Origin of the sequence: Nitrospira sp., from assembly GCA_029194675.1 — a bacterium.
Classification (GTDB): domain Bacteria; phylum Nitrospirota; class Nitrospiria; order Nitrospirales; family Nitrospiraceae; genus Nitrospira_D.
Genome location: JARFXP010000001.1, coordinates 1,405,838 through 1,430,140 on the forward strand (window position 1 = coordinate 1,405,838; position 24,303 = coordinate 1,430,140).

Sequence of the window (24,303 nt, forward strand, 5' to 3'; positions counted from 1 at the left end):
AAGAGTTGCCGCGCAACGGCCCGATTCGCATCGTGCCGCATGGCCGGGATGTCTCCAATCGCCTCCTGGCCGATCTGTTCATGAACGAACAGAATGTGGCGGAGACGTTGCTCATGGAGGGATATGAAAAGCCGCGGTCATAGAGATTCTGATCCCACATTGTTGAAACACGAGTACGAGCGATCCGTTGTGAGCCCAAGATGGGCCACAAAGGTATCCGCCCCCTTAATCGCTCGCTCAACCAAACCTTCCTTATCGCTGACTATAACTCGTCATATTCCGCCTCTACGATGTCCTGACCGTAAAGTCGTTCGAGGCGACGAACGATAAAATGGCCTCTCGCCATACCTTGAAAATGATCTACAAAAGCTAGATTGATTAGAGCCCCTCCCGCAGCACCTATTAGAGGAATAGCCTGCGCTGCGGCTTTTTGTGAAACCACAATACCGAAACGTCCTGCGATACTTCCTATTAGCCGCAGAACTATTGGGGCAGTCTCGTTCAGAATGCCGCTTTGCGCAATATGGTGGGCTGCTTCGGTAATAGTGGAAGCAAGCGCGGTTCTCACGGCAAAGTAGCCGGATTCAGCTGCATCATCCTCTGTTGCTCTCCCCCCTAGTGCAAACACCTGTAAACATGCGAGCCTTGCCTCTGGCTGTCGCAGGTCTTCTCCCTCGGATCGTCCAATGTCGGCTATCGACCTGAGCATAATTACAGTCGAAATAGGCAGCTCGACTGCTAGGGCAGGTAAGCCGAATGCGCCGCCTCCTGCGCCCGTGACGGTAACTGCGAACTTATGCCACATTTCACGAGAAGTGGTTTGATTATTATCGTCCAATGTAAGCACAGCAATTTTGAGGGCTTTCTCCAGAGCATCTCGAGAGACATTAGTCATAGTCTCAACCCAGCTATCCGGCAGGATTTGGATACCTTGCTCGAGTGGCATGGCAATTAGATTAGAAATTTTAGCCGCGAATGCAGGTTCCTCCAGTATTTGTTTTGCCTTTGCCAGCTCATTACGATGTGGTTGTTCCATGGATGAACATCATGAGATGGTTGAGGAGCAGGCACAACTGTTATATGTGCCCATTGACTATCAATACATCCCGGTCCCAAAGTTCTGCAATCAAGATTATCTGCCAAGCAAAATGTGTAGCAGCATGCCGATGAAGACAGAGGATTTTTGAGCGCGTGGCTTTTTCAGCCCGTGGCCCCTTGGATACAGGGACTGAGAGTTCAACACTTTGGGGCGAAGCAGCTAAAACCGGAATTAAGCTGGTCTGTATAACACGCCGACACGGCGCTAGTTGACAAGCAATTGAATAACCGAAAGAATCTCGCGCCAGTGCGCAGTGAGTCGGTGTGTACTATGCCGGTCAGGGAAACAGAAAAGGGGTCGCCCATCTCGAAGGCCCCGGTCAAGAAGGCACAGGACCTCGTGCCCTCCGTATTCTGCAAACGGGGCGAAGGATGAAGACGTCGACATCTCCCCTCGCCCTCCCGTCGCGGGACCCAGTCGCATCCCGGTTGTCCTCGTCAGCAGTGTCGGCTCGCACCTGAGCCGCACCAGTCACCCATCAGGATCACGGCGAGGAGGACCCTACATGAAGCGTCCTCTGCCCCTGGCACCATGTGCCCCAGACAACCGTCGGGACCCGGCCATGTCCACTGTATGCAAACACAGGATGTCTGGTTACCAGCTCACTGGCGCCAACCCCATCATGGCTCACGACCGAGGCGTCTCAGTCCCCCCGCTAGTGGCGAGGGCGAGGACGGTATAGAGACTGAGGCTCATCGGGAGGGCGGGGTCGTGCCCCACCCCCTTTGCGAGCTCTCAGCTGTTCACCGTCAGCCGAAGGCGCGGACCAAATCGAACGGCACCTGCTCGCGCAATATGTGATAGCAGGGGCGCACGAGTTTATGCGCCACGGCCTTGAGCGCCACCAACGGATGCGATCGTGCCTGCTTCCGCTGATAATACGTGCGAATCACCGCCTCATAGCGAATGGCACAGTGGGCGGCTTCGATGAACGCCCAACTGAGATACGTGTTGCCGTTCTTCGTGTTGCCCGCCTCTTTGTGAAACAGCAAAGGGGTCGGGAGTCTTTTAGTATACATTTCCGTCTGACTTATAGTCGCGTCTTGCGATCAAACATTGCGTGAGCAAGACGGAGCTGGCCTGGCGATTCGCCGTTCATCTCTCCGCGCTCGTCCTTCCCAGGAGAGTTTCAGGAGCCATTCTGGTTTTCTTACTCCACTATTCGAGTAAGCGCTCCCCGCCCACATCTTTACTTCTGCTGATGAGACAATCCACAATGCGAATGGATCTGTATCGCGCACTCGATTCTGGATCCAGGGCTCAGAAAAGAACGGCCGTCATGCCGGTATATATTACACCAACCGCACACCACCAAGGAGAGACACCATGAGCAACGGGAACGTTTACCAAGGAAGCTGCTTTTGTGGCGCGGTTCGATTCACGGTCAGCGGTGAACCGGCCGCAATGGGCTATTGCCATTGTGAGTCCTGTCGAACCTGGGCGGCTGCGCCCGTCAACGCCTTCACCCTGTGGAAACCCGACGCGGTGAAGATCACGCAGGGTGCAGAGCACATCGGCACGTATAGCAAGACACCTCTCAGTTATCGCAAATGGTGCAAGACCTGTGGAGGCCACGTCTTTACAGAACATCCCACATGGGGACTCACCGACGTGTATGCGGCGGTCATTCCGGACTTTCCCTACCAAGCCGGCATCCACGTGAACTATGAGGAAACGAGGCTGCGAATAAAGGACGGGTTGCCAAAGATGAAGGACTTGCCAAAAGAGATGGGCGGCTCAGGCGTCAGCATACCCGAATGACTCTATCGGGATTTCACACCATCGGGGATTGCGATCTGCAACCACAAGGGTGGTCTCTTGATAAGCGACCAGGCTAAATAGCTGGAAACGATCCGTGAGGGGCAGGAGACCAGCGAAACGAACCAGGTATCCTGCCGAGGCTTGACAAATGCAATGGACCACCTCCAAAACACCGGTCACGTGAGGCGAGAGCTTTTCCCACGGCTCAACTCATCAGATCCGTCGCATCAGCAAGCCCGAACTGAGTGAGCTCCACGGTTTGGCGGTCCAGCAGCCGTTGGAAGATTACTACGTAACGGCCCGACCCTCAATCTCGTCTGAATCCGATCCGATCCACCTGGAATCCATTCAGATACAGATGGACGCCGTCCAACTTTGAGACACCTCGCTCAGATTGTTGGAATACCTGACTTTCTGTTTAGAACACGCGTGGCGCAAAAAGTGCTTTCGTGATCGATGTGTTCGTGAACGAACAGAATGTCGCGGAGACGTTGATGTCGGAGGGGTCATGCTGAGTACGTTGCAAGAGCGCACGGTGGATGGCGATACGATTTGTGTTGGAGGCGTAACCCGGGCAAACGGATGTCATGGAGGATCTCATGATCACTGGTAAGAGTCAGCTCGTCCAGCGGCCGTTGGTGGTGATAACGCTCGTCCTAGTTCTCGGTGCGCTATCGATGATCTGGCCCGCGATCATTACGCTATTTCTAGGCGTAATACTACTACTGCTCCAAACTTTCAGCGGCGAGCTGGCGGTTGTGGTACTGCCATAGGCAGAGGTCAGCAATCTTGCGATCGCCTTCCTTTTCTTCGGCAGCTCGGTCATCCGGTGATTCTCTTAAGAAAGTTGGGGACACATCATGTCCGGTGCATGCCAGTGGCTGGAGCGCCCTCGCGGTGACCGTTTTGACCATGTCGAAACGCGGGGTCACATCTTGTCTTGTGCATGACAATCTTTCACCTGTCTCTGGAGAGACCATTGTGGTCGGAGTGCCCCAGCGATGCCCCGTTTGGGCGTCCTCGCATTTCATCGACCTGCATTGGGATTCCGAGCATTGATCAAAGAATAGCTAAGCCGACACATGGATGAGGTCAACTGCTCCGCCCCGTTTCATGGTCGACGATCACCCGACGACGCCGCCTCCGGACCTCGTCATCGAACGCTGCTGCGGGAAAACTTACAGTCATCTATCGAACAACGATTCCGTCAGGGTCACAAGCTCCAGCGGTTCGCCTCCGCGCGGAAACGAGCAGCTCGCTCGTCCAAGAATGACCGACTTTGAAACACTCATCTGGTTATTGGCATCGGCTCACGTGGAGTTCATCATTGTTGGAAACTTACTCAGTAGTCACAAACTAAGGCAACAACAACCCGAATGAAACCCGCATAGAATAAGGTCAACGGTGACATCGTGTTCTGCAAATTACCGTCTTATGAGTAAACAGAATCGTCGCGCTTCCTGTATCAATCTGCTCACTCCTACCCTCTGTCACTGTATCGAATAAGATTCTATGCGTATCGGTCTGGATACAGTCTCAGGTAAACAGACCGCGCGGAACTTCTTCAATCTACTGAAGGGAAAGGCTTATCCGTGAAGGTCCAGTCATTGCATAACGATCGCGATACAACCTGACTGAGCCTTGTAAATTCCACCCTTGATCATTGAATTGTAGGACGACGCAGCGGCGGAGGTGACGAATGCCACTAAAACATTACGGGGTGCTCAAAGGCAAAGCCATTGGCGCCAAGCGAGAAACCGAGCCCAAGTCTCCACATTACCAGGTTCATATCCAAGCGGGCACAGTCGAGTACCGGATTGCGGTGAATGTGAAATCCCAGCTCAGCCCGTCAGAGCTGCTGTTTTTGCTAGACGACGATTTCCAACACTCAATTACAGCCGCTCTACCTGGATTGCCCGTCGGATTCACACCGTTGCGGAGTCAGCCCGGGGGGCCTGCGCTCGATTTTATTCGCGGCAATCTGTTCAATCGCCTGGACATGAGGCTCCTTCCTCCAAATGTGCCCGGCCCAAATAACGATTTGAGCGACCAGATCGAGCACTATGTCGCCCGAGCGATCCAAGAGCCGGATGCGCAGATCTACGCGTTCGGCCAACGGTGGGGCCCGGAGGAACAGGTACCCGACAAAGTGTTCCGCTTCACCCCGGGTAACGGTATTCACGACATTCACATGAATCAGGGGAATGTTCCACCCCATACCGGTGATGATGGAGTGTGGCAGGATGGGGCCTTGATGTTTGCATTTCCTGGTTCTCATCAATGGGTGGCGGTCTTCCTGGCCTTCCAGTCTCAAGCGTGGCATACCGATGATCGCACTGGTCATACCAGTCCCGACGTGTCGAACCCCGGACCGGGACCGCAGCCCGGTCCTACGGAACCTGATCATCTCGTCAGAATTGTCGGCGCGCTGGTGAATCCGATCGGTCCCGCGCCGGAACAGGAAACCGTCACGTTGCTCAACACATCACCGGAATCGATCGACCTGACGGGATGGAAGATCGCCGATCGGCTCAAGAAGACTCACACCCTCTCTGGTGTCATCAATCCCGGCTCCACACTGATGATCACGTTACCCCAAGACGTTCAGTTGGGAAACAAGGGTGGGATCATTACCCTGCTGAACAACAAAGGCTTGAAGGTGGATGGCGTCTCGTATACCGCCCGGCAGGCACAAAAGGAAGGATGGACAATCGTGTTCTAGAAGACTACGGCACAGGCATGCTGTGTCACGACGAATTGCTGATGCGAATTGCTCTCAACAAAGGGCCACGCCTTGCATGACCCCGAGAGCAGCTACCAATACCTTACTCTTATGGAGGGCATGATGATGGAAGGATTTACACACGCCAACTTATTCGAGCTCAGCAGCAGGACTATTCAGATCACGTATTCAACGACAAGTATTTTAGGAGGCCCCATTTTCAGTTATCGCGATGACACGCTCAGCCGCTCCTTCAGAGGCGAAGAAATTCGTATCGAGAACACCGCCATTGGAGACCTCGTCACTGTCACGCTGGAGACCATTCCGGACTTGCGTACCGTAACCTTCTCTCTCATTGTGCCCATGGTAACGGTGATGACTCAATCGAGTGGAACTAGTATTAAGGTGCTCGGAATTACCACAACGGCCCCCACGACGATCGCAGGACCACCACCAGGACCGCAACAACTCTATTCCGCAGTTTACCTGAGGGGGACCGCACAGTTTATCGTGTCCTGACCATAAGTTGCTCAACCTGGTTTTATTGCGAAGTGAGTACGGAAAATTTTCGCACACTCGGCCATGGGGTGATGGCGCTCTCTTGAGTATGATGTCCAGCCGAGGTTGTAAGGAGAACTGGCCTCGCCTATTCATAGGGTCTGCAGAATCAGAAGAACATCCGGAGGTAGGATGGCTATTCAGTGGATCGGAAGTCCGAACAGAGACAAGGGACGAGAGGGATTCAGGCCCGAGGCGATCGTGATCCATATCATGGAAGGCACGCTCAAGGGCACCGACGCCTGGTTTTCCAATGAGGAGTCAGGAGTCTCCGCCCACTATGGGATCGGGAAAGAGGGACAGGTCCATCAGTATGTGGGCGAAAGTGACCAGGCCTGGCATGCCGGACGAATCGTCTCTCCGACTTGGGGCCTGTTGAAACCTGATCTTAATCCGAATTTGTATACGATCGGCATTGAACATGAAGGACATGCCGATACGCTCTGGTCCGACGCACTGTACGACGCCAGCGCTCGGTTGATCGATGAGATTTGCCGACGGTGGGCCATCCCCTGCAACCGCGATCACATCATAGGCCATCGGGAAATCCGCTCGGATAAGACGTGTCCCGGATTCGACGTCGATCTCGACAAGCTCGTCGACATGGCCATTGAATTCCAGCGTGATCCAGCGACGTTCAACTTCATCAAGAAACCGGGCGTCGTGAAAGCGCGCGTCGACTTGAACATTCGAGAACTGGCTCCCACCACCGGAACAGCGGTGGTCCGAAAGATCAAGAAGGGGCGGAAACTCATGTATCAAGGTTGGACGAGCAACGGGATGACCGTCAACGGGAATGCCCATTGGTATAAGGATTCCGATGACAATTACTTCTGGGCCGGAGCAACCGAGCGGCCGATTCCTGGACTCTAAGACCGATCCACGAGTTAGTGGTGGTACTCGCCGCTGCTCCACGTTGGGGCTTCTTCTCGTCGGGAGCTTCGTAGTAGCCTGCGGTGCCAAGCCCATATCGGCTTATCCCTCCGTGCAAGTGACGCCCGACAGACAAGCCATTCTGGTGATTCCCTCCGATCGGGCGACACCCTCTCAACTTCTCCTTCAAAGTTTGCCGACCGAATCGACGATTGCGCCGGGTCTTTTTTACCACCCACGACGGTTCGAGCTGGTTCGCGTGTCACCGGACCGACGGCATGCGGCCTTTTCAGCTGCGGGACATCACAATCTGATTGGCCTGCTGGATCTTGCGACCATGGTGGTGCGGGAAATAGACGTCGTGACGGAGGGGGACGTGGTGGCCTTCCATTGGACAGCCGATGGCCGAACACTTGCGTATGACTACTTGCCGGCCAGCGGCTATCGTCTAGTGAAGGGCTACGATATTGAATCCGGGAAAAGTTTAGTCGTGCACCGGACGGAGCGCAATTCGGCTGTCCATGTCACGTTTGAAAGCTGGGGACCACGGCCGCATGAGATCATCCTACGCATAACCGACGTACGCAGCAACGAACGTCGAACCGAAACCGTCACGTTGATTCCGCACCAGTAGACGACCGACATCCCCCTCGCTGCCGGCAGCTCCAGTTGCAGGCGAGTTTGCAGCTGCGATGACTTTCGGCATACAAGCTGAGCCAACTCGTGCGCTCTTGAATATCTATTTCTGTTCCTGCGATTTCTAGCAGGAAACTCGATTCCTGCGCTTCGACAGGCCTGTCCTGAGCCAGACGAAGGGCTCAGCACGATCTGAAAACCCAGTATATTCAATGGACGCTCCGTTCATCCTGAGGCTCTCCAAGGGTGAACTGAGGGTCTTCCTGCATCCTGTTAAAGGTGGGGTCAACCGGATGGACCTTGGGACAGGCCATTGAATAGGCGCAGCGCTGGGATTACAATCCACCTATTGAACGGCCGGCGGTACGACGCGATCCTCCTTGCAGCGGGTGTGTTGTTCCAAGGAAACATAACTTGAAACTGAGGGATTTCATCGCCATCTGTGGATTGTTCTGGGCATCACCCGTCCACGCCCAGAGTCCCATGGCAACCCAAGTCTGCAGTATGCTTGTATCTCCTGCGTTATCAACTGTCCAGTCCAGGATGGGTACGGGGGAAGGCTGCGCCTGGCAATGGCCTAACGGTCAAGTGCTGTCGGTGTATGTGCACATCGACAAACAAAGCGAAACAGCGGCGGAGACCAAACAGATGATGGACCTGTACTTGCAGAACCCGGCGTTCAAGAGAACGACCTTCCCGATTTGTACGGGAGGTGACATGGTCGTCGGTGATTTTCGAAACGGCAAGGGCCCCGGCGGCACCGGATACACACAGTGTTCTGGTTTTGTGCTGACCTTCAGCTTTCAAGGTGCCGATGCCCGAAACCATGTACCTGGCATCGCAAAGAAACTCGCCGGCACGACCTTCGCTCGCTGACTCCCTGATGCCATGAGAAAGATGTCCTTCCTCAAATGGTGCCGGATAAAGAACCTCGTCCAGGGGCTCGGCTTTGGCAGAACCCTTCGGTCAACTTCGTGATCAGATAGAGGATCGTCGTTGAGAACCAAAAGAGTCATCATTCGTGCTGCTGAAAGGGCGCGATCATGAAAAACGTTGAGATGAGCGTCGAAGGGTCTGTGTTGACGATCAGAGTGGACCTCTCAAAGGAGTTCGGTCCTTCTTCAACTGGCAAGACGATCATCATTGCTTCGACGGAAGGGAACGTCACCATTCCGAATCGCCAAGAGAAAGTCGGGATCAATGTTTACCGAAAAAAGTAGCGCCGCTCGCCGTCATTCGGCCCTACCTTCTTCACCTGCGGAGCTGCTTTCCTTTCCGACCGGCTCTTGACAGATCAGAAACAGCGCTCTAGACCTATCAATTAGTCTGCGATCCACAGACAATGCTCGTGGCTGTGGATAGCCGTGCACCTGGTTATCTGACCAACGACTCCGGAAGGGATTTGTTTATGGATGCCGGGAACACCGTGCTAGGAATGCGTGAAAATGTCTAAGAGCACGATATGAACCACTATTACTAGGGGCTCTTCTGATATGGTGCGGACGCCTAAAAAGTAGGCAGTTTGATGAATAGACACGTCCTTTGTGCATGATTTGGCTCAGAAACAGACTTGCTCACAAGGTTATCCACAGAAGATGGGGACTAGTATTTGAACGTTGTTTCCCGCGTTCCAAGGTCCATGCAATGAATGATGATTACCCTTGGAATTCAGGCCTCTCTTCCCGTTTGTTGACATCCTTCTTGCCTTTCCCCGACAATCCGGCGAATTCTTTCGCCTTTGAGCGCACTCCGTTGGGGCGACGATCAGGTGCTCTCATCAAGTGGCCCACGTGTCGTTCCCTGAGGTCCATGGCAATGAGCAATCCGGTCGGCACCTACCGATTTATCGAGGTAGTCATGAAACGCTTTTTCGCAGTGCTTGCTGTCGTCGCTTCAATGTTTCTAGTCGGCTGCGCTTCCCACGCTGACAAGGCAGCAGGAGGGCCGGATGGGCGTGGAAGGATTACCGCAAGCGGGTACACCGAAGAAGGCTGTCTGTTGAATCTGAAGCTAATCGCGCGCGAAAAAAACGTGCGATTGATACCAGACGACGTACAAACGGAAGCGACTGCGTTCATGTTTCTCATCCCAATCGTGAATCACGAAGGCTATCGGTGTTCGGGAAGTTTCGTCGAACGAGAGAAGCGGCCCTTGAGCAAAGATCCGCTCTATCCCATCGATTAACGAGGGCAGCGACCCACCTCATTCCTTTCGTCACTGTGTCGGATCTCGCCTGCTGACACGGCGCCACCCGGCAGACGACGATCACTTCAATAGCGAACAGGTTCACTGCCCCGTTGCAAAGTGAATCAGGAAGACGATAGGATCGCCTTCTCCCTGTCTTTTTCCATTCATGAAGAGGGGAAAGCGCCGACATCGGTTTAGGGTTCAACTCAGGTGTTTCCGCCTGTGCTTCATTGGCGAATTTCATGTACACACGAGTGTATTGAAGTCCGATGGCGTGGGGGGAATCCATAGTATGGCCACCGCACCTTACTTGTGAGTGAGACATGATCATCAAGGTATCCGTCTTCGCTCTTATATTCAGCGCTATGTTATGCGAAACCGTGCCGGTTTCTATCGCGGCCGTTCAGTCGATCGCTATGAACTCAGATTCGGACGGTCGATCACCACAAGATGAATCGAGCGTGATGAGAAACCAGCTCCGGCAGGCCAAGGAAAGAATCGATGAGCTTGAGAGGCAGCTTGCTGCCGGCAATCTGGAGAATGCAAAGCGCCGGATCGGTGAGCTCATTCTCCAGCTCCATGCCAAGGAAAATGAGATCGCAGCCCTGAGATCCAGCGCCTACGAGAATTCCGCGAAGCTTCGCGAAGATCTTGCATCACAAACTGAAGAGCTCAACCAAGCCAAGCGCCGTATCGCCGAAGTCGAACAACAAATGGCGGCGGGGAAAGGGCAAGAATTGAGTCAGGCCAAACGCCGCGCTGCCGAGGCAGAGCAACAGACGGCGAGGAAGGAACGAGAGCTGGACCAGAGCAAGCGGCGTGTAGCTGAAGTTGAACAACAGATGGCGGGAAAAGACCAGGACCTGGCACAGGCCAAACGCCGCGCCGCCGAAGCTGAACAACAGACGGCGAGGAAGGAACGAGAACTGGACCAGAGCAAGCGGCATGTAGCTGAAGTTGACCAACAGATGGCGGGGAAAGAGCAAGAACTGGTACTGGCCAAACGCCGCGCAACCGAAGCTGAACAACAGATGGCGGGAAAAGACCAGGAACTGGCACAGGCCAAACGTCGCGCAACTGAAGTTGAACAACAGATGGCGAGGAAAGACCAGGAACCAGCTCAGGCCAAACGTCGTGCCGCCGAAGCTGAACAACAGACGGCGGGGAAAGACCAGGACCTGGCCCAGGCCAAACGTCGTGCCGCCGAAGCTGAACAACAGATGGCGGGGAAAGACCAGGACCTGGCCCAGGCCAAACGTCGTGCCGCCGAAGCTGAACAACAGATGGCGGGGAAAGACCAGGACCTGGCCCAGGCCAAACGTCGTGCCGCCGAAGCTGAACAACAGACGGCGGGGAAAGACCAGGAACTGGCCCAGGCCAAGGACGACCTCAAACAAGTCACGCAAAAGCTGGCAGCCCTCAATCCCCAACTTATGGCGAAAGAGGCGGAACTCGCACGTACGAAGCAATTGTTGGCGGACATCGAACGCAAGTCCTCCAAACCGGCCGAGGCAAATCCCGCTCAAGAGGAGAGTCATCCCGACAAGAATTCGCTTCCTCCGCAATCGGTCGAGGAGAACCTCTCGGTGGCCAACCTGCTGCCTCCCAGCCCCTCGGTTGCAGAGGATGCAGAAGCCTTGTTAAGTAGCGACCTCGGCAAAATGAGTGATGGCCTTGCGAACCTGTTACAGCCCGAACTCAAGAAGGGCAATGTGACCTTGAGGCAGCGAGGCAACAAATTGACCCTTGCGTTTGCGACCGGTGAACTATTCACCCCTGGTGACGCCACAGTTACGCTAGGAGGCACCTCGTTGCTCGAGCGCGTCGGAACCGTCCTGCACGGTTTCCGTTACCAGAGCATAGAGGTTGCTGGGCATACCGACAACACGCCCCTCCGAAACGATCCTCGGAAGGGCTTCCGGGATAACATCGAGCTCTCCCGTGCACGGGCCGAACGTACGACCCACGCGCTGGTCAATGGAGGGCTTGAGGCCGATCGAGTCACAGCAGTTGGGTACGCGGACACTAAACCTCTCGCGACTAATGACACTGAAAAGGGTCGGAGTAAGAACCGACGAATGGAAATCGTGATTACTCAGTGGTCAGAACACGGCGCCGATTCAGGCGATGCGAAAACGCAAGTCGGCAAGAAACTCCGGGGATTCTCCACTCAGGCTGTGACCCATCGCTGACAGGAACAGAACCGACCGTGTTCCCTCCTAATCGGGGGCGGGAAGAGTGCTTCAGAAGCTCCTCACAATAGCGAGTCCGGTATTCTCATGACGAGCAATCAGCGAGCCACGATCCCTAACCGGATAAGCCCGGAGATATCCTCAGTGTCGGCGGAACGGGCGATTCGATTGGTCACGCGATTGTAACCGCCTTCAAATCCAATCTTGGTCACCCACCTGGTTGAGGAGTGCAACGACCAATCCAGGGCACCTCTCCACTTGAGGTTTTCGTTGTGGATCAATCCGTCGGAGGACTGGGAACTCGAATAGTTGCCCACGGTGCTGAAAAGGAGCTGCGGGCTCTGCTGGTAACTGAGCGCAAGAGAGGCGGTAGGGTTGTCGATGCGTACGCCGGACCAGGATTGAAACTCTTGGCGATAGGCGAGCACCGGTGTGATGGTCAGCTGGCTGATCGGTCGAAGAATCACCGAGAACGATTGCGCCCTGATGTTGCTGCCGGCGTCGCTGCGGAGCAGATCGCTGGCCAGAATATAACTCGACGCGACTCTGATATCCCAGCCGGGGCGCTGGAGAGTCACGGCACCTTCAATCGTGTGGTTCGAGGATCGCTGAGGAGCCACTCCTATCGGTTCGAACAGGCTATTCAGGGAGTTTCTCGAATAGGTGACGCTGAGTTCCGGCCATAGGGGCTTGCTAAGAAACAGGCCAACTCGCCCATACGTCTGCCCCAATCGGGACCGCGTCACTTCTCCTTCGACATTGTTCCATGTTTGACCAACGGCATGCCGGAATGTGATCCATCCGGTTTTCCACTCGCTCCAAATTTCGCGGCTGGCTCGGTCAGGGGAGAGTAGGAAACCTTGTCCTGCATGGCGAAATGTCACTCCGTATCGAAGACTTCCCTCCACGCCGGTGAGCCCAATCCTGAACATGCGTGCCGACGCATCGGTTTGTGTATTTCCGATGATCGACGGGATCGTCCCACTCTCGCCGGTCGGACTGTATGCGACCTCCGTCTCGGTCCCTAACTTTCCGCTGAACCATGTCGTTGTCGCCAGCAGCTGTTCGATCCGCGGACGCGTGGTCTCCGGAGTCAGGTCCCGGAAGCGAGGAGTTACAACGGAGGGGTACTGAACATGTGATGTGAAGATGGTCCGCACTCCTTCGGCTTGAGCAGACATGAGGTCACCAGCTTGCGGAGTCGGAAATTCGATGGACCGATGCGAGAGTGGTGGGTTCAGAAAGAAGCCATCGCTGCACCAGGTCTGAGAGACGATGCCCAAGAACAACGCCACTAGGCTCGCGACCAATAGAGGATGCTTCATGTATGATTTCAGCCATTAACCAGTCTTTCTGAAGTGTAGCAGCCAGGATTGGGGTCTTAAGTCGTGGATTATATTGACAGGATTCGCCATCCCAGAAACCATGAAAAACAACAAGGGACGCTGCGTCGCCAAATCACGGCTCAGCGGCACAGACCGTGCGTTGGTACTCAAGCCGGTTCTAAAGACCGATTCGGGCCTTTGCCATCAAGTCATTTCACGCAAGATTGACAGGGCCGTTGGTGGCGGATTACGGTAACAGGCGTGGCGCAACAGCGAGATGGAACGAACGGTGAGCGTATCCATACATCCGAACCACGGTATCGCCTGTCTGCAACGGGACGCCATGAGACTGAAGATGAGCGGCTCGGTCTCCTCGAAGACATCTTCGATCCCCTTTCGCGTCAACGACGTGCCTTGGTCCAACCCGGCTGGCGCTGTCTCGAAGTGGGCGCAGGCCGAGGATCTATGGCTGTGTGGCTTGCCCAGCAAGTCGGGGCCGACGGTCGAGTCGTGGCGACCGATGTCGATACCACTTACCTCCATCGACTTGACCTCCCGAATCTCGAAGTCCACCGGCACAACATCCTCAGCGATTCATTGGATGCGCTAAGTCCCGGGTCATTCGATCTTGTCTGTGCACGGCTCCTGTTATTTTGGCTTGCGGGCAAACAGGAGATCGCCATCCACCGCATGGTGGAATGCCTGCGACCGGGGGGATGGCTGATCGACGAGGATGGTGACTGGGGCATGGTCGCCCCGATCGATCCTTCTCATTCACACTACGCCCCCTACCATCGCGTCTGGAAGAACGGCGGATGGTGGTTGTCTCGCGGATACGACCCTACGTTTGGACGAAAGCTGCCGCTGTTGTTCGAACGCTGCGGCTTGGTGAATATCCATCACGAAGCGAGTGCAACGGTGGTCCGTGGAGGCAGCCCATGGGGGCGGTGGTGGTTGCAAAGCCTGGAAGCAATACGTGATTCTGAACAGACCGATGGGAGCCTGACTGAGAAACGAGACAAAGAGTACGGAGTGCTCACTGCCCCTTTGACCGACCCATCTTTTTGGTTTCTCAATGCGCTCATCCATGCCTGTTGGGGCCAACGAGGAGTCTCCTGAGTCTCGCCTTAGGATCGAGGCAGTTCAGAAGGGTGATCCGCTGACTGGAGCGCGGTGATCATGACTCCGTCCAGACGTTTGACTTTTCCGTTCCCGTCCGTTGCCGCCAAGCTGGCCTGCAGCCTGACTCCCAGGGTCAGTTAAGAAAAGCCTCATCCCGCCCGAACGAACACACTCACGAGCGAGTTCCGGCTGACCGTTACCGAAAATTCAGTTTCTCCCCCGATTCTGACCTTCCTGCGGAAGTCGCAGTCTATCCCGAAGTGTGAAGCAAAGTGACTCATTGAATCAATGTTGGATTTGTCAGTAGACTGCGCTTCCCTGGAGTCGTGAGTCTACCGTGATATGCAGCAAAGGTAGGCCGCAGCAGACTTATTTCTTATGCGCCAAGATCAAAAGACGAGAAAGAGGGGCTCACACGATGGTCGTACGTAAGATTCATCTGCCCTTCGGAGATATTTTTTCGTTCGAGTCTCTCATTAAGGACATCAGGTCTCGAAATCGATTCACTCCGTCAAAATCTTCGCAATATCTGGTGAGTCAACTCATCGAGTATGCGCGGCTGCGACGGCACTGTGTTCTCGCTGAAGGCCAAGTATTCCATCGGGCTCGAATTCATCCCTTCAATCCAGAGGAACTCTCCTCTTATCCGCTTCCGCCCGAAGAAATGAATGCTCCACCGGCCGAAAAAACTAAGGGAGGCCGACTGAATCCGGAAGGCATACCGTACTTGTACATCGCCACAAACGAGGCAACAGCGATTGCTGAAGTGCGCCCCTGGCAGCGAGCTGCTGTGTCGGTGGCCACCTTGTACCTCGTTCGAGACGTGAACGTCGTAGATTTCTGTCGGCCAACATTGGAGTTGCCTCCCGCTACTGAGCCAGAAGACTGGGAAAAGGGCCAAGAATTCACATGGGGTATGGTGGGGGATAGCTTTTCAATACCGCATCACCAGGAAGATAGCCTGCGTTATCTACCCACCCAATTTCTTGCAGAGGCTTTCAAAGCTGCATCCTTTGACGGCATTCGCTACGAAAGCGCCCTGTCTCCTTCAGGTCAGAACATTGCTTTATTTGATTGCGCGCTTGCCAAAGTTCAAATCGTGCGGCGTGCAAAGGTAATGGGAGTTAACTACAAGCATGAGTGGAACGGCTCATAACAACGCCATCAACGCGGACATGCAAAAGCTCCGCATCGCTCTGCTTTTGCACGCCAGTTACGGCGAATGTTAGACCTTCCAACCGATCCTGTGAGAGGTCACATAGATGGCGGCACCCTACCGTGAACAATACGACCGGATGAAGCGTTGGTACGACAGGTTTGCTGCGCTCGATCAGGGACGACCGCATAATGTGCCCTCTGACAATTACCTGGACGAGATCTATGCTTTCTTCATGAACTGCTATCACCTTAAGGATTGGATCAAGCATGATGCCACGGTTACCGTTGCAACCAAGCAGGTGGTCGAGGCGCACATCAACTCAAGCCGCGCGCTGAAGCTGTGCGCAGATATCTGTAACTCTCTAAAGCATCTACATCTCACGTCCAGCCGTAGCGGCGAAAACCCGGCTTTCGGCCGGAAGCAGTTCGGTCTTGCGTTGGGGACAGGACCGACCACCATCAATCTCAAATACGAGATCGACACGACTGGTGGAGCAATCGACGCGTTCCAATTGGCAACGGATTGCATCGAGGCTTGGAACACTTTCTTCAGCGCGAACAGACTCACATAGCAGCACCTGAACACGGGGTCGGATCTTGAACTGTGTGTTATCGGGCTGCTGATCTTGCCAGCCGCCCGGAGCCCTGGCACCAGTCATGGAAGACCCCGCCGTCAGAATTGGGGAGCAGGCGTAAATAGGGACTTTGTTCAGGGCGGCAGGGAGGCAGAAAGGAAAAGGGAGTTCCCGCCGGCGACTCAGCGCATCGGATTTCCGTCAAGCAGGCGAGCCCGCTTTCAAGGCAGTGATCATGACTCCGTCCAGTCGTGTGATTTTTCCGTTCCCGTCCGTTGCCGCCAACCGAGCCGAGCCTTTCACCACTACGCGGCCACTCACTTTTTCGCGCACGACATGGGAAAATGTCAGAGCAGCCCTCGTCACGTCGCCTACGTCCGTTTCGACGACCAGCGTTTCTCCGTAGCGGCCGGGCGAGCAATAGTCCAGTTCGGCATGCACGACCACGAAGAAGACGCCCTGCTTCATCAAGGCAGCAACCGAATATCCTCGCATTTCAAGGTATGCGGTACGAGCCCGCTCAAAATACTTCAGATAATTGGCGTAATAGACGACCCCACCACAATCGGTATCTTCGTAGTAGATTTTAACTTCGATCGTATCTCGTCGTTCGTGAAGCGTATCTCGCATGTGTCGGAACTCGTATCCCGAGAACCAGTACTGTTCAGAGTCGTTTGGTGAGATTGCTCAACATCGCACTTCACGAACGACGGCACCTAGCCCACATTATTCATGACGGTTCGTGACGAAACCGCCAAGACGCCACGCGGGGCGAGCCCGTCCGCCTGGTCGCGCAAAGCTCGCGTCCAGGCTAGTCGCAGCGGCGTATCGGTGGTTGCAGTAGAAGCGCTCATGAATAATGTGGGCTAGAGATGCAACGCAGGAAACTTCGGCAGTGACGGCTCATTGACGCCCGACAGTTTGACGACCACCTCATAGAGCTGCTGCACTCGCTCTGCCTTGATCGGCTCGAAGCCGTGCCCCAAGACCGCGCGGTTCGCTGCGTCCAGCAACGGCTTCATCTTCTGCCATTCTCTGAGGAAGGCTTGGCCCAACTGATCGCCCAACCCGGCCAGCACACGAAATTGTGCTTGAAGCGGCAGTTTGTACTTGCCGTCTATATCTTCAAGATAACAAGCGCGGCAAGTCTCTTGAAGCGCGTGCGGAAGCTGTCCCGGCGACACATCCCAGCTTTTGATCTTGTGCAACTTATAGAGCCGGACTTGCGCGAACGCCTCCAGCGCGCGAACAAGTGCGGTCATGGCCGCTTCAGGATCATGTCCCGCTCGGAGCCTTCTCTCTGCATGGGCGAGCAAATCCAAGGATACAAATTCTTTGATCTCAGCGGGATCGAGCACGAGTTTCTCAAGGAATCCCGCGTTTGCCTTGATGGGTGGTAGTACCGCCTTCAACCCAGATGGTCCGCCCCACAGCGAAGCCATCTCAAGGGCCTTGATGGCGGTCTTCAATTTATCCCAGGCTTGGCGGTAATGAAACCGTTCCCACAGTTCATAGCCCTCGGCTAAATCCTTCAACGCCCGATACAACGGCTTCTGTCCACCACTTACTAACAGTTCTATGTCGTGAAACATTTTGGCGGCGCCGTGAAACAGACCTCTGTTGAACAACTCACATCCTTCCCGACGCGACACCGTCCCCTGTTCATCCCATGGATTCGTCTGAGTCCAGACCAGCGTCTTGGAGCCCAACTCCACACGATCACCCTCCAGACCTTCTCGCGCCTGAACCAGCTCGACCACCCGAGAGGTCAGAGGGAACGCCGCCAATGTGAGCGCGCCCGCCATCGCCGCCGTCGCTCCACTGAGATCCACAACCAGCTCTCCCGGCTGTACCTCCCATGTCCGCAAGAGATCCGGCAAGGACCGTGCAATGGTCTGGTAAGTGGATGGAAACTCCGAAGCGCCCGCCAACACGATCCAATCCCACCGCCTCGGCATCTGTTGGATCTTCGGTTGGACGTCCGACTCCACCAAGGCCTTGCTCCCTTCAGGCAACACGAAACACAAGATATCCGGGTTGAGCCGGTTGATTGAGTAGACCGCCGACGCCGCGTCATCGACCAATGCGATTACGAGTGTCTTGATAGGTTGATCTTGTGCCATAGCGGGACGACTATATCATCGCGTTCAGGCCCATTCAATTCGCTGCCGTTCAACCGTACTCCTCTTGACGGTTGTTCGAATGATCCCTAGACTTCGCAAGGGCTCTCGATATCCCATCGGTGTCTCTCGCACAACGAGGTTTTTCAATGACCTGGTCGTACTGGTTGTTCATGGGATTAGTCCTTGCCGGCGCAGAAATGATTGCGCCGGGGGGATTCTATCTCCTGTTCTTCGGCATTGCGGCGCTGATCGTTGGCGCACTGGCCGGTCTTGGTATCGTGCAGACTACATGGCTGGAATGGCTGCTGTTCTCCATTCTGGCTGTCGTTTCGCTCCTGCTTTTCCGTAGCCCTCTGCTGCGAATGACCAGAAGTACTCCGACTCATGTGGTGGACAGCATGGTTGGAGAATCCGCCGTTCTACTTGACGATCTTCCTTCGGGGCACACAGGCAAAGCAGAATTGCGCGGCACTACGTGGACTACCCGCAACGACGGACCCTCTCCGCTGGCCAAAGGCCAGCGCGCAATAGTGACAAGCGTGGACGGGTTAATGCTCTTGGTCAGATCAGAATAACAAATGCTATCAAACGAGGTGTGGGCATGGAAGCTGGAACGTTTGTTCTCATCGTGCTGGCCCTGATCGTGTTAATCGCACTCGCGAAAACTGCCATCGTCGTCCCTCAGCAGAATGCCTACGTCGTGGAACGTTTGGGGAAATACAGTTCCACGCTTGATGCGGGACTGCACATTCTTGTGCCCTTTGTCGACGCAATACGATATAGGCACGTGCTGAAGGAAAATGCCGTGGATATTCCCGAACAAGTGTGCATTACGCGCGACAATGTCCAGGTCCACGTCGACGGAGTCCTGTACATGCGGGTTCTTAATCCTGAGCGTGCGTCTTATGGGATCAACGACTACCAGTTTGCGCTCACACAATTGGCCCAGACGTCGCTGCGAAGCGAGATCGGCAAGATCGAGCTGGACAAGACCTTTGAGGCCAGAACCACCATCAACGCCCAGATAGTCAATGAATTAGACAAGGCGTCGGAACCCTGGGGTGTGAAAGTCCTTCGATACGAGATCAAGAACATCACTCCACCGAAAGATGTACTCAACGCAATGGAAAAACAGATGCGAGCCGAACGGGAAAAACGCGCACTGATTCTGACGTCGGAAGGAGAGCGCGACGCCGCGATCAATCAGGCCGAAGGTGAAAAACAACAAGTGATTAAGGCGTCTGAAGCCAAGAAACAGCAGCAGATCAACGAGGCGGAAGGAGCTGCGGCTGCCATACTCGCCATTGCGCAGGCCACCGCCGACGGAATCCGCAAGGTGGCAGAATCCGTCAAAGTTCCCGGAGGCCAAGAAGCCGTGCAACTTCGTGTCGCTGAGCAGTACATTACCAAGTTCGGCGAACTTGCAAAATCGAGCAACACGCTTGTGCTTCCGGCAAGTGTCTCCGATGTGGGATCGATGATCGCGCTGGCGATGAATGCCATGAGACAGCCCGGAATTTCACCTCCAGTGAAGTCATGATGATAACCCGCGTTATTCCGGATTCCGCAATTGTACGAGTTTGATGGAGAGTAGGCGACCAAATTCTCTTGGAGCTCTTTCCCTCCTAAGTTCTGGTGATTTTTCATGATGGAAGAGAGTATTCTTCAGCGGCAAGTTCTCCCAGTCAGATAGCTGATTCCCTCAGGATTTCTGAGTAGATGAACATCCTCCTGACATTCACGGGGTTCAACGACCCCTACTCTTTAGGACTCGTAGGCGAAGAGGAGGTTCCTGGCCCAATCCTATCTCTCACCATGTCTAGTGAGTTCGACCGTGTGATTCTTTTCTCCACGCCAAACACAGAAAAACACACCTCTGCCACCCAGTCCGCCCTGAAGAAAACGTGTCCCTCTTCGTTAGTGGAAACACAACATCTCTCTCTGTCAGATCCCACTGACTACCATGGGATTTTGGGAGGACTACGACCACATCTCAAAAACATCATGGAATCATTCCCTGGAGCGAAATTTTTTATCTCGGTGGCATCCGGCACCCCACAAATGCATGCTTGTTGGCTCTTGCTCGCAGCCTCAGGTGAAATTCCCGCGCGAGTGCTTCAGGTACGGCCACGCAAATTCGTTACTACTGCCGCCCCTTTAGTATCTGAGATAGACTTCACATCTCGTGAATTCCCCATAGTACGTTCTCAAATGCCCTTGATGGGAACTGTCGTAGAGGGAAACCCGGTAGCCGCTGTGGTTGCACAACAACTAGGTATTGTTGGTGAACACCCAAGAACCCGCAAAGTTCTTGAAATCGCCGAGGCTCTAGCTCCTTCAGCCGCACCGGTTCTTATTCTGGGAGAAACGGGAACCGGGAAGGAATTGTTCGCCAGATTCGTGCATTTGCTCAGCGGTCGCCCCGCTGAACGATTTGTTCCGGTAAATGGCGCAGCCCTCCCAAAAGAACTGGTGGAGAGCATCTTGTTTGGGCACAAAAAGGGATCGTTTACGGGAGCAACTGCCGATCAAATTGGGAAGTTTGACCAAGCAAACGGCGGCACGCTGTTTCTCGATGAACTAGGAGAAATACCGCTACCCACGCAAGCCAAGCTACTTCGAGTTCTCCAGGATGGTCAGGTTGAGCCGATTGGAGCGAAGCAGTCGCACAAAGTTGACGCGCGCATTGTGGCAGCAACAAATGCCGATGTCCTTAAGGCAATCCGAGAAGGCCAGTTCAGGGGAGACCTCTACTATCGTTTAAATGTCGGCGAGATTCGCTTGCCAGCTCTCCGGGAACGGCGATCCGATATTCCCAAGATCGCTCTGCATATCTTGGATCGAATCAATGCAGGACTGAAGAAACCAAAGCGACTCTCTCCCGACGCATTGTCCCGTCTACAAGGTCATTCTTGGCCTGGAAACGTTCGGGACCTGGAGAATTGTCTGGAACGCTCGGCCCGACTTGCCAAGCAAGATGTCTTGGAGGCCGATGATCTGCTGATCTCTGAACCAATTGCCTACGCCGACCCTCTGTCAGGACTACCAGAGCCATCCGATGATTTTTCCATAGAAGAGTTTCTTGCCAGCGCGCGGAAACAGCTGATGCTCAAGGCCATAGACATGGCTGAAGGTAATCAGAGCGAGGCAGCACGTCTGCTGGGAGTGTCGCCTCAAGCTGTCCACAAGTTTCTCCGGGCCACACGCGTCGACCTTCAACCTGGTTTGAAAAGAACTTCAACTTCGGTTAAAGATAGCCGTCGAGCGAGGAAGACAAACGAAACTCGCAAGTCTCGGTGAAATAGAACTTTTCTACGGTTTAAATCATTTGGCACATCGCTTGCCGTTCCCCATAGGCAAAGAGTCTTCCACCGCCCATGAGAAAGGAGCTAAGCGATGGCATTGTTCACAGTGAAGCAAATCATCGATGGCGATACGTTCGAGGTAAATCCCGGCTGGAAATGGCAGCAGCTCACGGGGGACAGAGTGCGGCCAACTGGCTATGACACGCCAGAAATGAACACACTGGCGGGTCAGATGGCCAAAGGCAGGCTGGCGAAACTAATTCTTGGGAAACAGATCGAATTGGGTTCGGCCTACAGAGTCGATCGAGACCGCCTGGTGTGTGACGTGTATTTCAACGGCAAGAAACTGGAGAACTACTTCTCCAGATATTAGCAAGATGGGGCGTCTTTGAAGGATTTCTCGAAAGAAACTGATGCCCGCATTGTCATTGATGACCTGCTGCGCCAAGCTGGGTGGGATCCGGCCGACAAATCTATGGTCCTCACCGAAGTACATACTTTGATGGTGGATGTGGCAACCTTTGCTGGAGAAGTCAGTGGATTGGCCGGAGCTTCACTTGCGAGCGATCAGAATCTTGCTGGCCGTGCAGACTATGTACTGTTGGGTCAGAATGGGCGTCCACTTGCCGTCATCGAGGCGAAGCGTAGAGCGACTGAGCCATACACGGCTAAGCAGCAAGTCCTCCCATACGCAAAGCGGTTGGATGCTCCGTTCATTTTCCTGACCAATGGGGAGCTTATCTACTTTTGGGACTACAGAAATGACGATGCCCGAATCATCAATTCATTTTATTCCCGCCGGGATCTCGAACGCTTGGTTGAAATACGTTCGACTCGGAAGGCGTTAGCCACCGTTGCCATTCCCGAGTACTACCTCAGACAAGGGGAACAGCGAAAAGTACGCCCGTACCAGAAGGAAGCGATGCAGGCCTTCGACCAAGCGGTTGAGCTGGGGAAGCGCCGCTTCCTGGTAGAGCTTCCTACGGGAACTGGCAAGACAGATCTCATCTGCCTCTATCTTCGGCGGCTCATCAAGGCTGGTCGTACCGAACGAATCCTCTTTCTTGTAGACCGTGAACAGTTAGCCAAACAAGCGCTTGAAGCGTTGCAAGACATCCTAAATCAACACGGGAGCTATTGGCTCAAACCAGGCATGGATCGGCAGGAGCAGCAGATTACGGTCTGTCTCCTCCAGACGATGATCGGTCGGTATGAGGACTTCACAAGCGGGTACTTTGACGTTGTGGTCGCCGACGAATGTCATCGCTCGATCTATGGAGCCTGGCAAACGGCGCTGACGCACTTTGATGCGCTGCATATCGGATTGACGGCAACCCCCGCGACATACATCGAACGGAACACCTTTCAGTTCTATCAATGCAAGGAGGACCAGCCTGATTTTTCCTATTCCATTCAGAAGGCCTTTGAAGAAGGCTTCCTAGTCCCTTATCGGTTCGCGACCGGGATTACTGTCCTTCTTGCTGAGGGCGCAGACTTACACGACGAGCACTATGACCCAGCGGAGTTTGAGCGCAAGTGGACGAATGAAGATACCAATAGAAAAATGATGCAGGAGTTCGATCGTCTGGCTTGGCAGAGCTACAAAGACCTAGCGCCTGGTCAGAAGATTGGTCCCGGCAAGACGATTGTGTTTGCCATTACCAAACATCACGCGGCTCGGCTTGCTTATTATCTCAACGAGTTACATCCGGAATGCAAAGGCCGGTATGCCGAGATCATTACCAGTGATGTGCCGAACGCCGATGGTCTGATCCGCAAGTTCAAACGCGAAGACTATCCCCAAATTGCCGTCAGCGTCGGCATGTTGGACACAGGGTTTGATTGCCGAGAAGTCCTCCATTTGGTGATGTGTCGGCGGGTGAGAAGCCCAATTCTGTACCAGCAGATGCGCGGACGAGGGACAAGGACTGCACCCCATATGAACAAGACAAAGTTTGTGATCTATGACTTTTTCGGCAATCACGACTATTTCAACGACAGCGACACTGACATCTTCACCGGAACCGGTGGAGGCCATGCCGCTTCAGGCCAAAGAAAGTTGCCCAAGCCGTCCCGCGACCTCATTGAGCTTGGCCTAGAGGATGAATGGCTTCAGGCTGTTACATACGTCGAAGTGGGGCCAGAAGGTGAGCGAGTCGATAAACGGGACTATGTCACGAATTGGGAAAGAACTATTCGCTCGAGCGTTCCAGATGATGGGACGCTGCAGAAGATTCGAGACGGAAAGACCTTGACAAGTGATGAGGAATCGGCCCTCGCGTCGAAGCTGAACAATCCCAAGTTCTATTTCAATGAGGACAATTTGCGACGGGCATATCGGCGGCCTGGCGGAAGCCTGATCGACTTTATTAAGGCCGCACTGGGAAGCATAAAGATTAAGAGTCGTGATGAAGAGCTCACCGAAAATTTCCATGCTTGGCTTGTCACGAAATCGCTCACACCCCAGCAAGCACAATATCTCTCATTGCTCAAGAATAGAGGGATCGCGAGTGGAAAAATCGAACTCGATGACTTGTTCCGACCCCCACTCTCCATTCTGAATGCAGCCGGCCTTGGTGTCGAACTCTTTGGCGAGCAGGGATTGAAAGACATCCTTCAAGACCTCAACACATCTGTCTTTCGAAGAAAGGCCGGGTAAGCCTCAAG

General features: G+C 54.3%; 24 protein-coding genes. 19 read left to right on the forward strand and 5 right to left on the reverse strand.

The window, feature by feature from the left end:
* The first annotated feature begins 5 nt into the window (after nt 1-5).
* Nucleotides 6-143: a hypothetical protein gene (locus tag P0120_06745; GenBank protein MDF0674024.1), complete on the forward strand. Its 138-nt coding sequence runs from the start codon at nt 6-8 to the stop codon at nt 141-143.
* 119 nt (nt 144-262) lie between these two features.
* Here P0120_06745 and P0120_06750 read toward each other — a convergent pair whose 3' ends face one another.
* Both P0120_06750 and P0120_06755 read right to left on the reverse strand, forming a co-directional pair.
* On the reverse strand, nt 263-1,036 hold the full coding sequence (locus P0120_06750; protein ID MDF0674025.1) for an EcsC family protein: 774 nt from the start codon (nt 1,034-1,036) through the stop codon (nt 263-265).
* An 812-nt stretch (nt 1,037-1,848) separates the two neighbouring features.
* Nucleotides 1,849-2,118, reverse strand: a complete 270-nt coding sequence (locus P0120_06755; protein MDF0674026.1) for a hypothetical protein — start codon at nt 2,116-2,118, stop codon at nt 1,849-1,851.
* 307 nt (nt 2,119-2,425) lie between these two features.
* Here P0120_06755 and P0120_06760 point away from each other — a divergent pair, with 307 nt between their 5' ends.
* The 10 genes from P0120_06760 (at nt 2,426) to P0120_06805 (ending at nt 12,028) form a co-directional block, all read left to right on the forward strand.
* The gene (locus P0120_06760; protein MDF0674027.1) at nt 2,426-2,860 is read left to right on the forward strand and encodes a GFA family protein; all 435 of its coding nucleotides are present in this window, start codon (nt 2,426-2,428) and stop codon (nt 2,858-2,860) included.
* Nucleotides 2,861-3,459: 599 nt separating this feature from the next.
* A complete protein-coding gene (locus P0120_06765) occupies nt 3,460-3,633 on the forward strand; it encodes a hypothetical protein (protein ID MDF0674028.1) in 174 nt (57 codons plus the stop codon).
* A gap of 926 nt (nt 3,634-4,559) precedes the next feature.
* Entirely contained in the window at nt 4,560-5,582 is a 1,023-nt protein-coding gene (locus P0120_06770; protein MDF0674029.1) for a DUF2278 family protein, read from the forward strand.
* Nucleotides 5,583-5,702: 120 nt separating this feature from the next.
* Complete coding sequence (locus P0120_06775; GenBank protein ID MDF0674030.1) at nt 5,703-6,101, forward strand: hypothetical protein; 399 nt, start codon at nt 5,703-5,705, stop codon at nt 6,099-6,101.
* Nucleotides 6,102-6,272: 171 nt separating this feature from the next.
* The gene (locus P0120_06780) at nt 6,273-7,013 is read left to right on the forward strand and encodes a peptidoglycan recognition family protein (protein ID MDF0674031.1); all 741 of its coding nucleotides are present in this window, start codon (nt 6,273-6,275) and stop codon (nt 7,011-7,013) included.
* Complete coding sequence (locus P0120_06785) at nt 6,961-7,647, forward strand: hypothetical protein (GenBank protein ID MDF0674032.1); 687 nt, start codon at nt 6,961-6,963, stop codon at nt 7,645-7,647. The genes P0120_06780 and P0120_06785 overlap by 53 nt, the downstream gene beginning before the upstream one ends.
* A gap of 416 nt (nt 7,648-8,063) precedes the next feature.
* Nucleotides 8,064-8,525, forward strand: a complete 462-nt coding sequence (locus P0120_06790) for a hypothetical protein (protein ID MDF0674033.1) — start codon at nt 8,064-8,066, stop codon at nt 8,523-8,525.
* 167 nt (nt 8,526-8,692) lie between these two features.
* Entirely contained in the window at nt 8,693-8,869 is a 177-nt protein-coding gene (locus tag P0120_06795; GenBank protein ID MDF0674034.1) for a hypothetical protein, read from the forward strand.
* 589 nt (nt 8,870-9,458) lie between these two features.
* The gene (locus P0120_06800) at nt 9,459-9,833 is read left to right on the forward strand and encodes a hypothetical protein (GenBank protein ID MDF0674035.1); all 375 of its coding nucleotides are present in this window, start codon (nt 9,459-9,461) and stop codon (nt 9,831-9,833) included.
* Nucleotides 9,834-10,300: 467 nt separating this feature from the next.
* Complete coding sequence (locus P0120_06805; GenBank protein MDF0674036.1) at nt 10,301-12,028, forward strand: OmpA family protein; 1,728 nt, start codon at nt 10,301-10,303, stop codon at nt 12,026-12,028.
* Between the two features lie 98 nt (nt 12,029-12,126).
* Here P0120_06805 and P0120_06810 read toward each other — a convergent pair whose 3' ends face one another.
* Nucleotides 12,127-13,353, reverse strand: coding sequence for a hypothetical protein (locus P0120_06810; GenBank protein MDF0674037.1), 1,227 nt, complete (start codon nt 13,351-13,353; stop codon nt 12,127-12,129).
* Between the two features lie 261 nt (nt 13,354-13,614).
* On the opposite strand from P0120_06810, the gene P0120_06815 reads away from it, so the two are divergent.
* The 3 genes from P0120_06815 (at nt 13,615) to P0120_06825 (ending at nt 16,205) form a co-directional block, all read left to right on the forward strand.
* Nucleotides 13,615-14,472 (forward strand): methyltransferase domain-containing protein, encoded by an 858-nt coding sequence (locus P0120_06815; GenBank protein ID MDF0674038.1) that lies wholly within the window; start codon nt 13,615-13,617, stop codon nt 14,470-14,472.
* A 421-nt stretch (nt 14,473-14,893) separates the two neighbouring features.
* Complete coding sequence (locus P0120_06820; GenBank protein MDF0674039.1) at nt 14,894-15,631, forward strand: RES family NAD+ phosphorylase; 738 nt, start codon at nt 14,894-14,896, stop codon at nt 15,629-15,631.
* A 106-nt stretch (nt 15,632-15,737) separates the two neighbouring features.
* Nucleotides 15,738-16,205, forward strand: a complete 468-nt coding sequence (locus P0120_06825; GenBank protein ID MDF0674040.1) for a hypothetical protein — start codon at nt 15,738-15,740, stop codon at nt 16,203-16,205.
* 204 nt (nt 16,206-16,409) lie between these two features.
* Here the strand turns inward: P0120_06825 and P0120_06830 are convergent, their stop codons facing one another.
* Together P0120_06830 and P0120_06835 are read right to left on the reverse strand one after the other, a co-directional pair.
* On the reverse strand, nt 16,410-16,838 hold the full coding sequence (locus P0120_06830) for a YbgC/FadM family acyl-CoA thioesterase (GenBank protein MDF0674041.1): 429 nt from the start codon (nt 16,836-16,838) through the stop codon (nt 16,410-16,412).
* 236 nt (nt 16,839-17,074) lie between these two features.
* Nucleotides 17,075-18,331 (reverse strand): TIGR02710 family CRISPR-associated CARF protein, encoded by a 1,257-nt coding sequence (locus P0120_06835; GenBank protein ID MDF0674042.1) that lies wholly within the window; start codon nt 18,329-18,331, stop codon nt 17,075-17,077.
* A 146-nt stretch (nt 18,332-18,477) separates the two neighbouring features.
* On the opposite strand from P0120_06835, the gene P0120_06840 reads away from it, so the two are divergent.
* The 5 genes from P0120_06840 (at nt 18,478) to P0120_06860 (ending at nt 24,295) form a co-directional block, all read left to right on the forward strand.
* Nucleotides 18,478-18,906, forward strand: a complete 429-nt coding sequence (locus P0120_06840; protein ID MDF0674043.1) for an NfeD family protein — start codon at nt 18,478-18,480, stop codon at nt 18,904-18,906.
* Between the two features lie 26 nt (nt 18,907-18,932).
* The gene (locus P0120_06845; GenBank protein MDF0674044.1) at nt 18,933-19,871 is read left to right on the forward strand and encodes a paraslipin; all 939 of its coding nucleotides are present in this window, start codon (nt 18,933-18,935) and stop codon (nt 19,869-19,871) included.
* Between the two features lie 680 nt (nt 19,872-20,551).
* A complete protein-coding gene (locus tag P0120_06850) occupies nt 20,552-21,631 on the forward strand; it encodes a sigma-54 dependent transcriptional regulator (protein ID MDF0674045.1) in 1,080 nt (359 codons plus the stop codon).
* Nucleotides 21,632-21,727: 96 nt separating this feature from the next.
* Nucleotides 21,728-22,009: a hypothetical protein gene (locus P0120_06855; GenBank protein ID MDF0674046.1), complete on the forward strand. Its 282-nt coding sequence runs from the start codon at nt 21,728-21,730 to the stop codon at nt 22,007-22,009.
* Between the two features lie 15 nt (nt 22,010-22,024).
* On the forward strand, nt 22,025-24,295 hold the full coding sequence (locus P0120_06860; GenBank protein ID MDF0674047.1) for a DEAD/DEAH box helicase family protein: 2,271 nt from the start codon (nt 22,025-22,027) through the stop codon (nt 24,293-24,295).
* Nucleotides 24,296-24,303: the final 8 nt, after the last annotated feature.

Excerpts from the sequence above, each read along its gene's own strand:
- P0120_06750 (MDF0674025.1), bottom strand. The coding sequence starts at position 1,036 with ATGGAACAACCACATCGTAATGAGCTGGCAAAGGCAAAACAAATACTG.
- P0120_06755 (MDF0674026.1), bottom strand. The coding sequence starts at position 2,118 with ATGTATACTAAAAGACTCCCGACCCCTTTGCTGTTTCACAAAGAGGCG.
- P0120_06760 (MDF0674027.1), top strand. The coding sequence starts at position 2,426 with ATGAGCAACGGGAACGTTTACCAAGGAAGCTGCTTTTGTGGCGCGGTT.
- P0120_06765 (MDF0674028.1), top strand. The coding sequence starts at position 3,460 with ATGATCACTGGTAAGAGTCAGCTCGTCCAGCGGCCGTTGGTGGTGATA.
- P0120_06770 (MDF0674029.1), top strand. The coding sequence starts at position 4,560 with ATGCCACTAAAACATTACGGGGTGCTCAAAGGCAAAGCCATTGGCGCC.
- P0120_06775 (MDF0674030.1), top strand. The coding sequence starts at position 5,703 with ATGATGATGGAAGGATTTACACACGCCAACTTATTCGAGCTCAGCAGC.
- P0120_06780 (MDF0674031.1), top strand. The coding sequence starts at position 6,273 with ATGGCTATTCAGTGGATCGGAAGTCCGAACAGAGACAAGGGACGAGAG.
- P0120_06785 (MDF0674032.1), top strand. The coding sequence starts at position 6,961 with ATGACAATTACTTCTGGGCCGGAGCAACCGAGCGGCCGATTCCTGGAC.
- P0120_06795 (MDF0674034.1), top strand. The coding sequence starts at position 8,693 with ATGAAAAACGTTGAGATGAGCGTCGAAGGGTCTGTGTTGACGATCAGA.
- P0120_06800 (MDF0674035.1), top strand. The coding sequence starts at position 9,459 with ATGGCAATGAGCAATCCGGTCGGCACCTACCGATTTATCGAGGTAGTC.
- P0120_06805 (MDF0674036.1), top strand. The coding sequence starts at position 10,301 with ATGAGAAACCAGCTCCGGCAGGCCAAGGAAAGAATCGATGAGCTTGAG.
- P0120_06810 (MDF0674037.1), bottom strand. The coding sequence starts at position 13,353 with ATGAAGCATCCTCTATTGGTCGCGAGCCTAGTGGCGTTGTTCTTGGGC.
- P0120_06820 (MDF0674039.1), top strand. The coding sequence starts at position 14,894 with ATGGTCGTACGTAAGATTCATCTGCCCTTCGGAGATATTTTTTCGTTC.
- P0120_06825 (MDF0674040.1), top strand. The coding sequence starts at position 15,738 with ATGGCGGCACCCTACCGTGAACAATACGACCGGATGAAGCGTTGGTAC.
- P0120_06830 (MDF0674041.1), bottom strand. The coding sequence starts at position 16,838 with ATGCGAGATACGCTTCACGAACGACGAGATACGATCGAAGTTAAAATC.
- P0120_06835 (MDF0674042.1), bottom strand. The coding sequence starts at position 18,331 with ATGGCACAAGATCAACCTATCAAGACACTCGTAATCGCATTGGTCGAT.
- P0120_06840 (MDF0674043.1), top strand. The coding sequence starts at position 18,478 with ATGACCTGGTCGTACTGGTTGTTCATGGGATTAGTCCTTGCCGGCGCA.
- P0120_06845 (MDF0674044.1), top strand. The coding sequence starts at position 18,933 with ATGGAAGCTGGAACGTTTGTTCTCATCGTGCTGGCCCTGATCGTGTTA.
- P0120_06850 (MDF0674045.1), top strand. The coding sequence starts at position 20,552 with ATGGGAACTGTCGTAGAGGGAAACCCGGTAGCCGCTGTGGTTGCACAA.
- P0120_06855 (MDF0674046.1), top strand. The coding sequence starts at position 21,728 with ATGGCATTGTTCACAGTGAAGCAAATCATCGATGGCGATACGTTCGAG.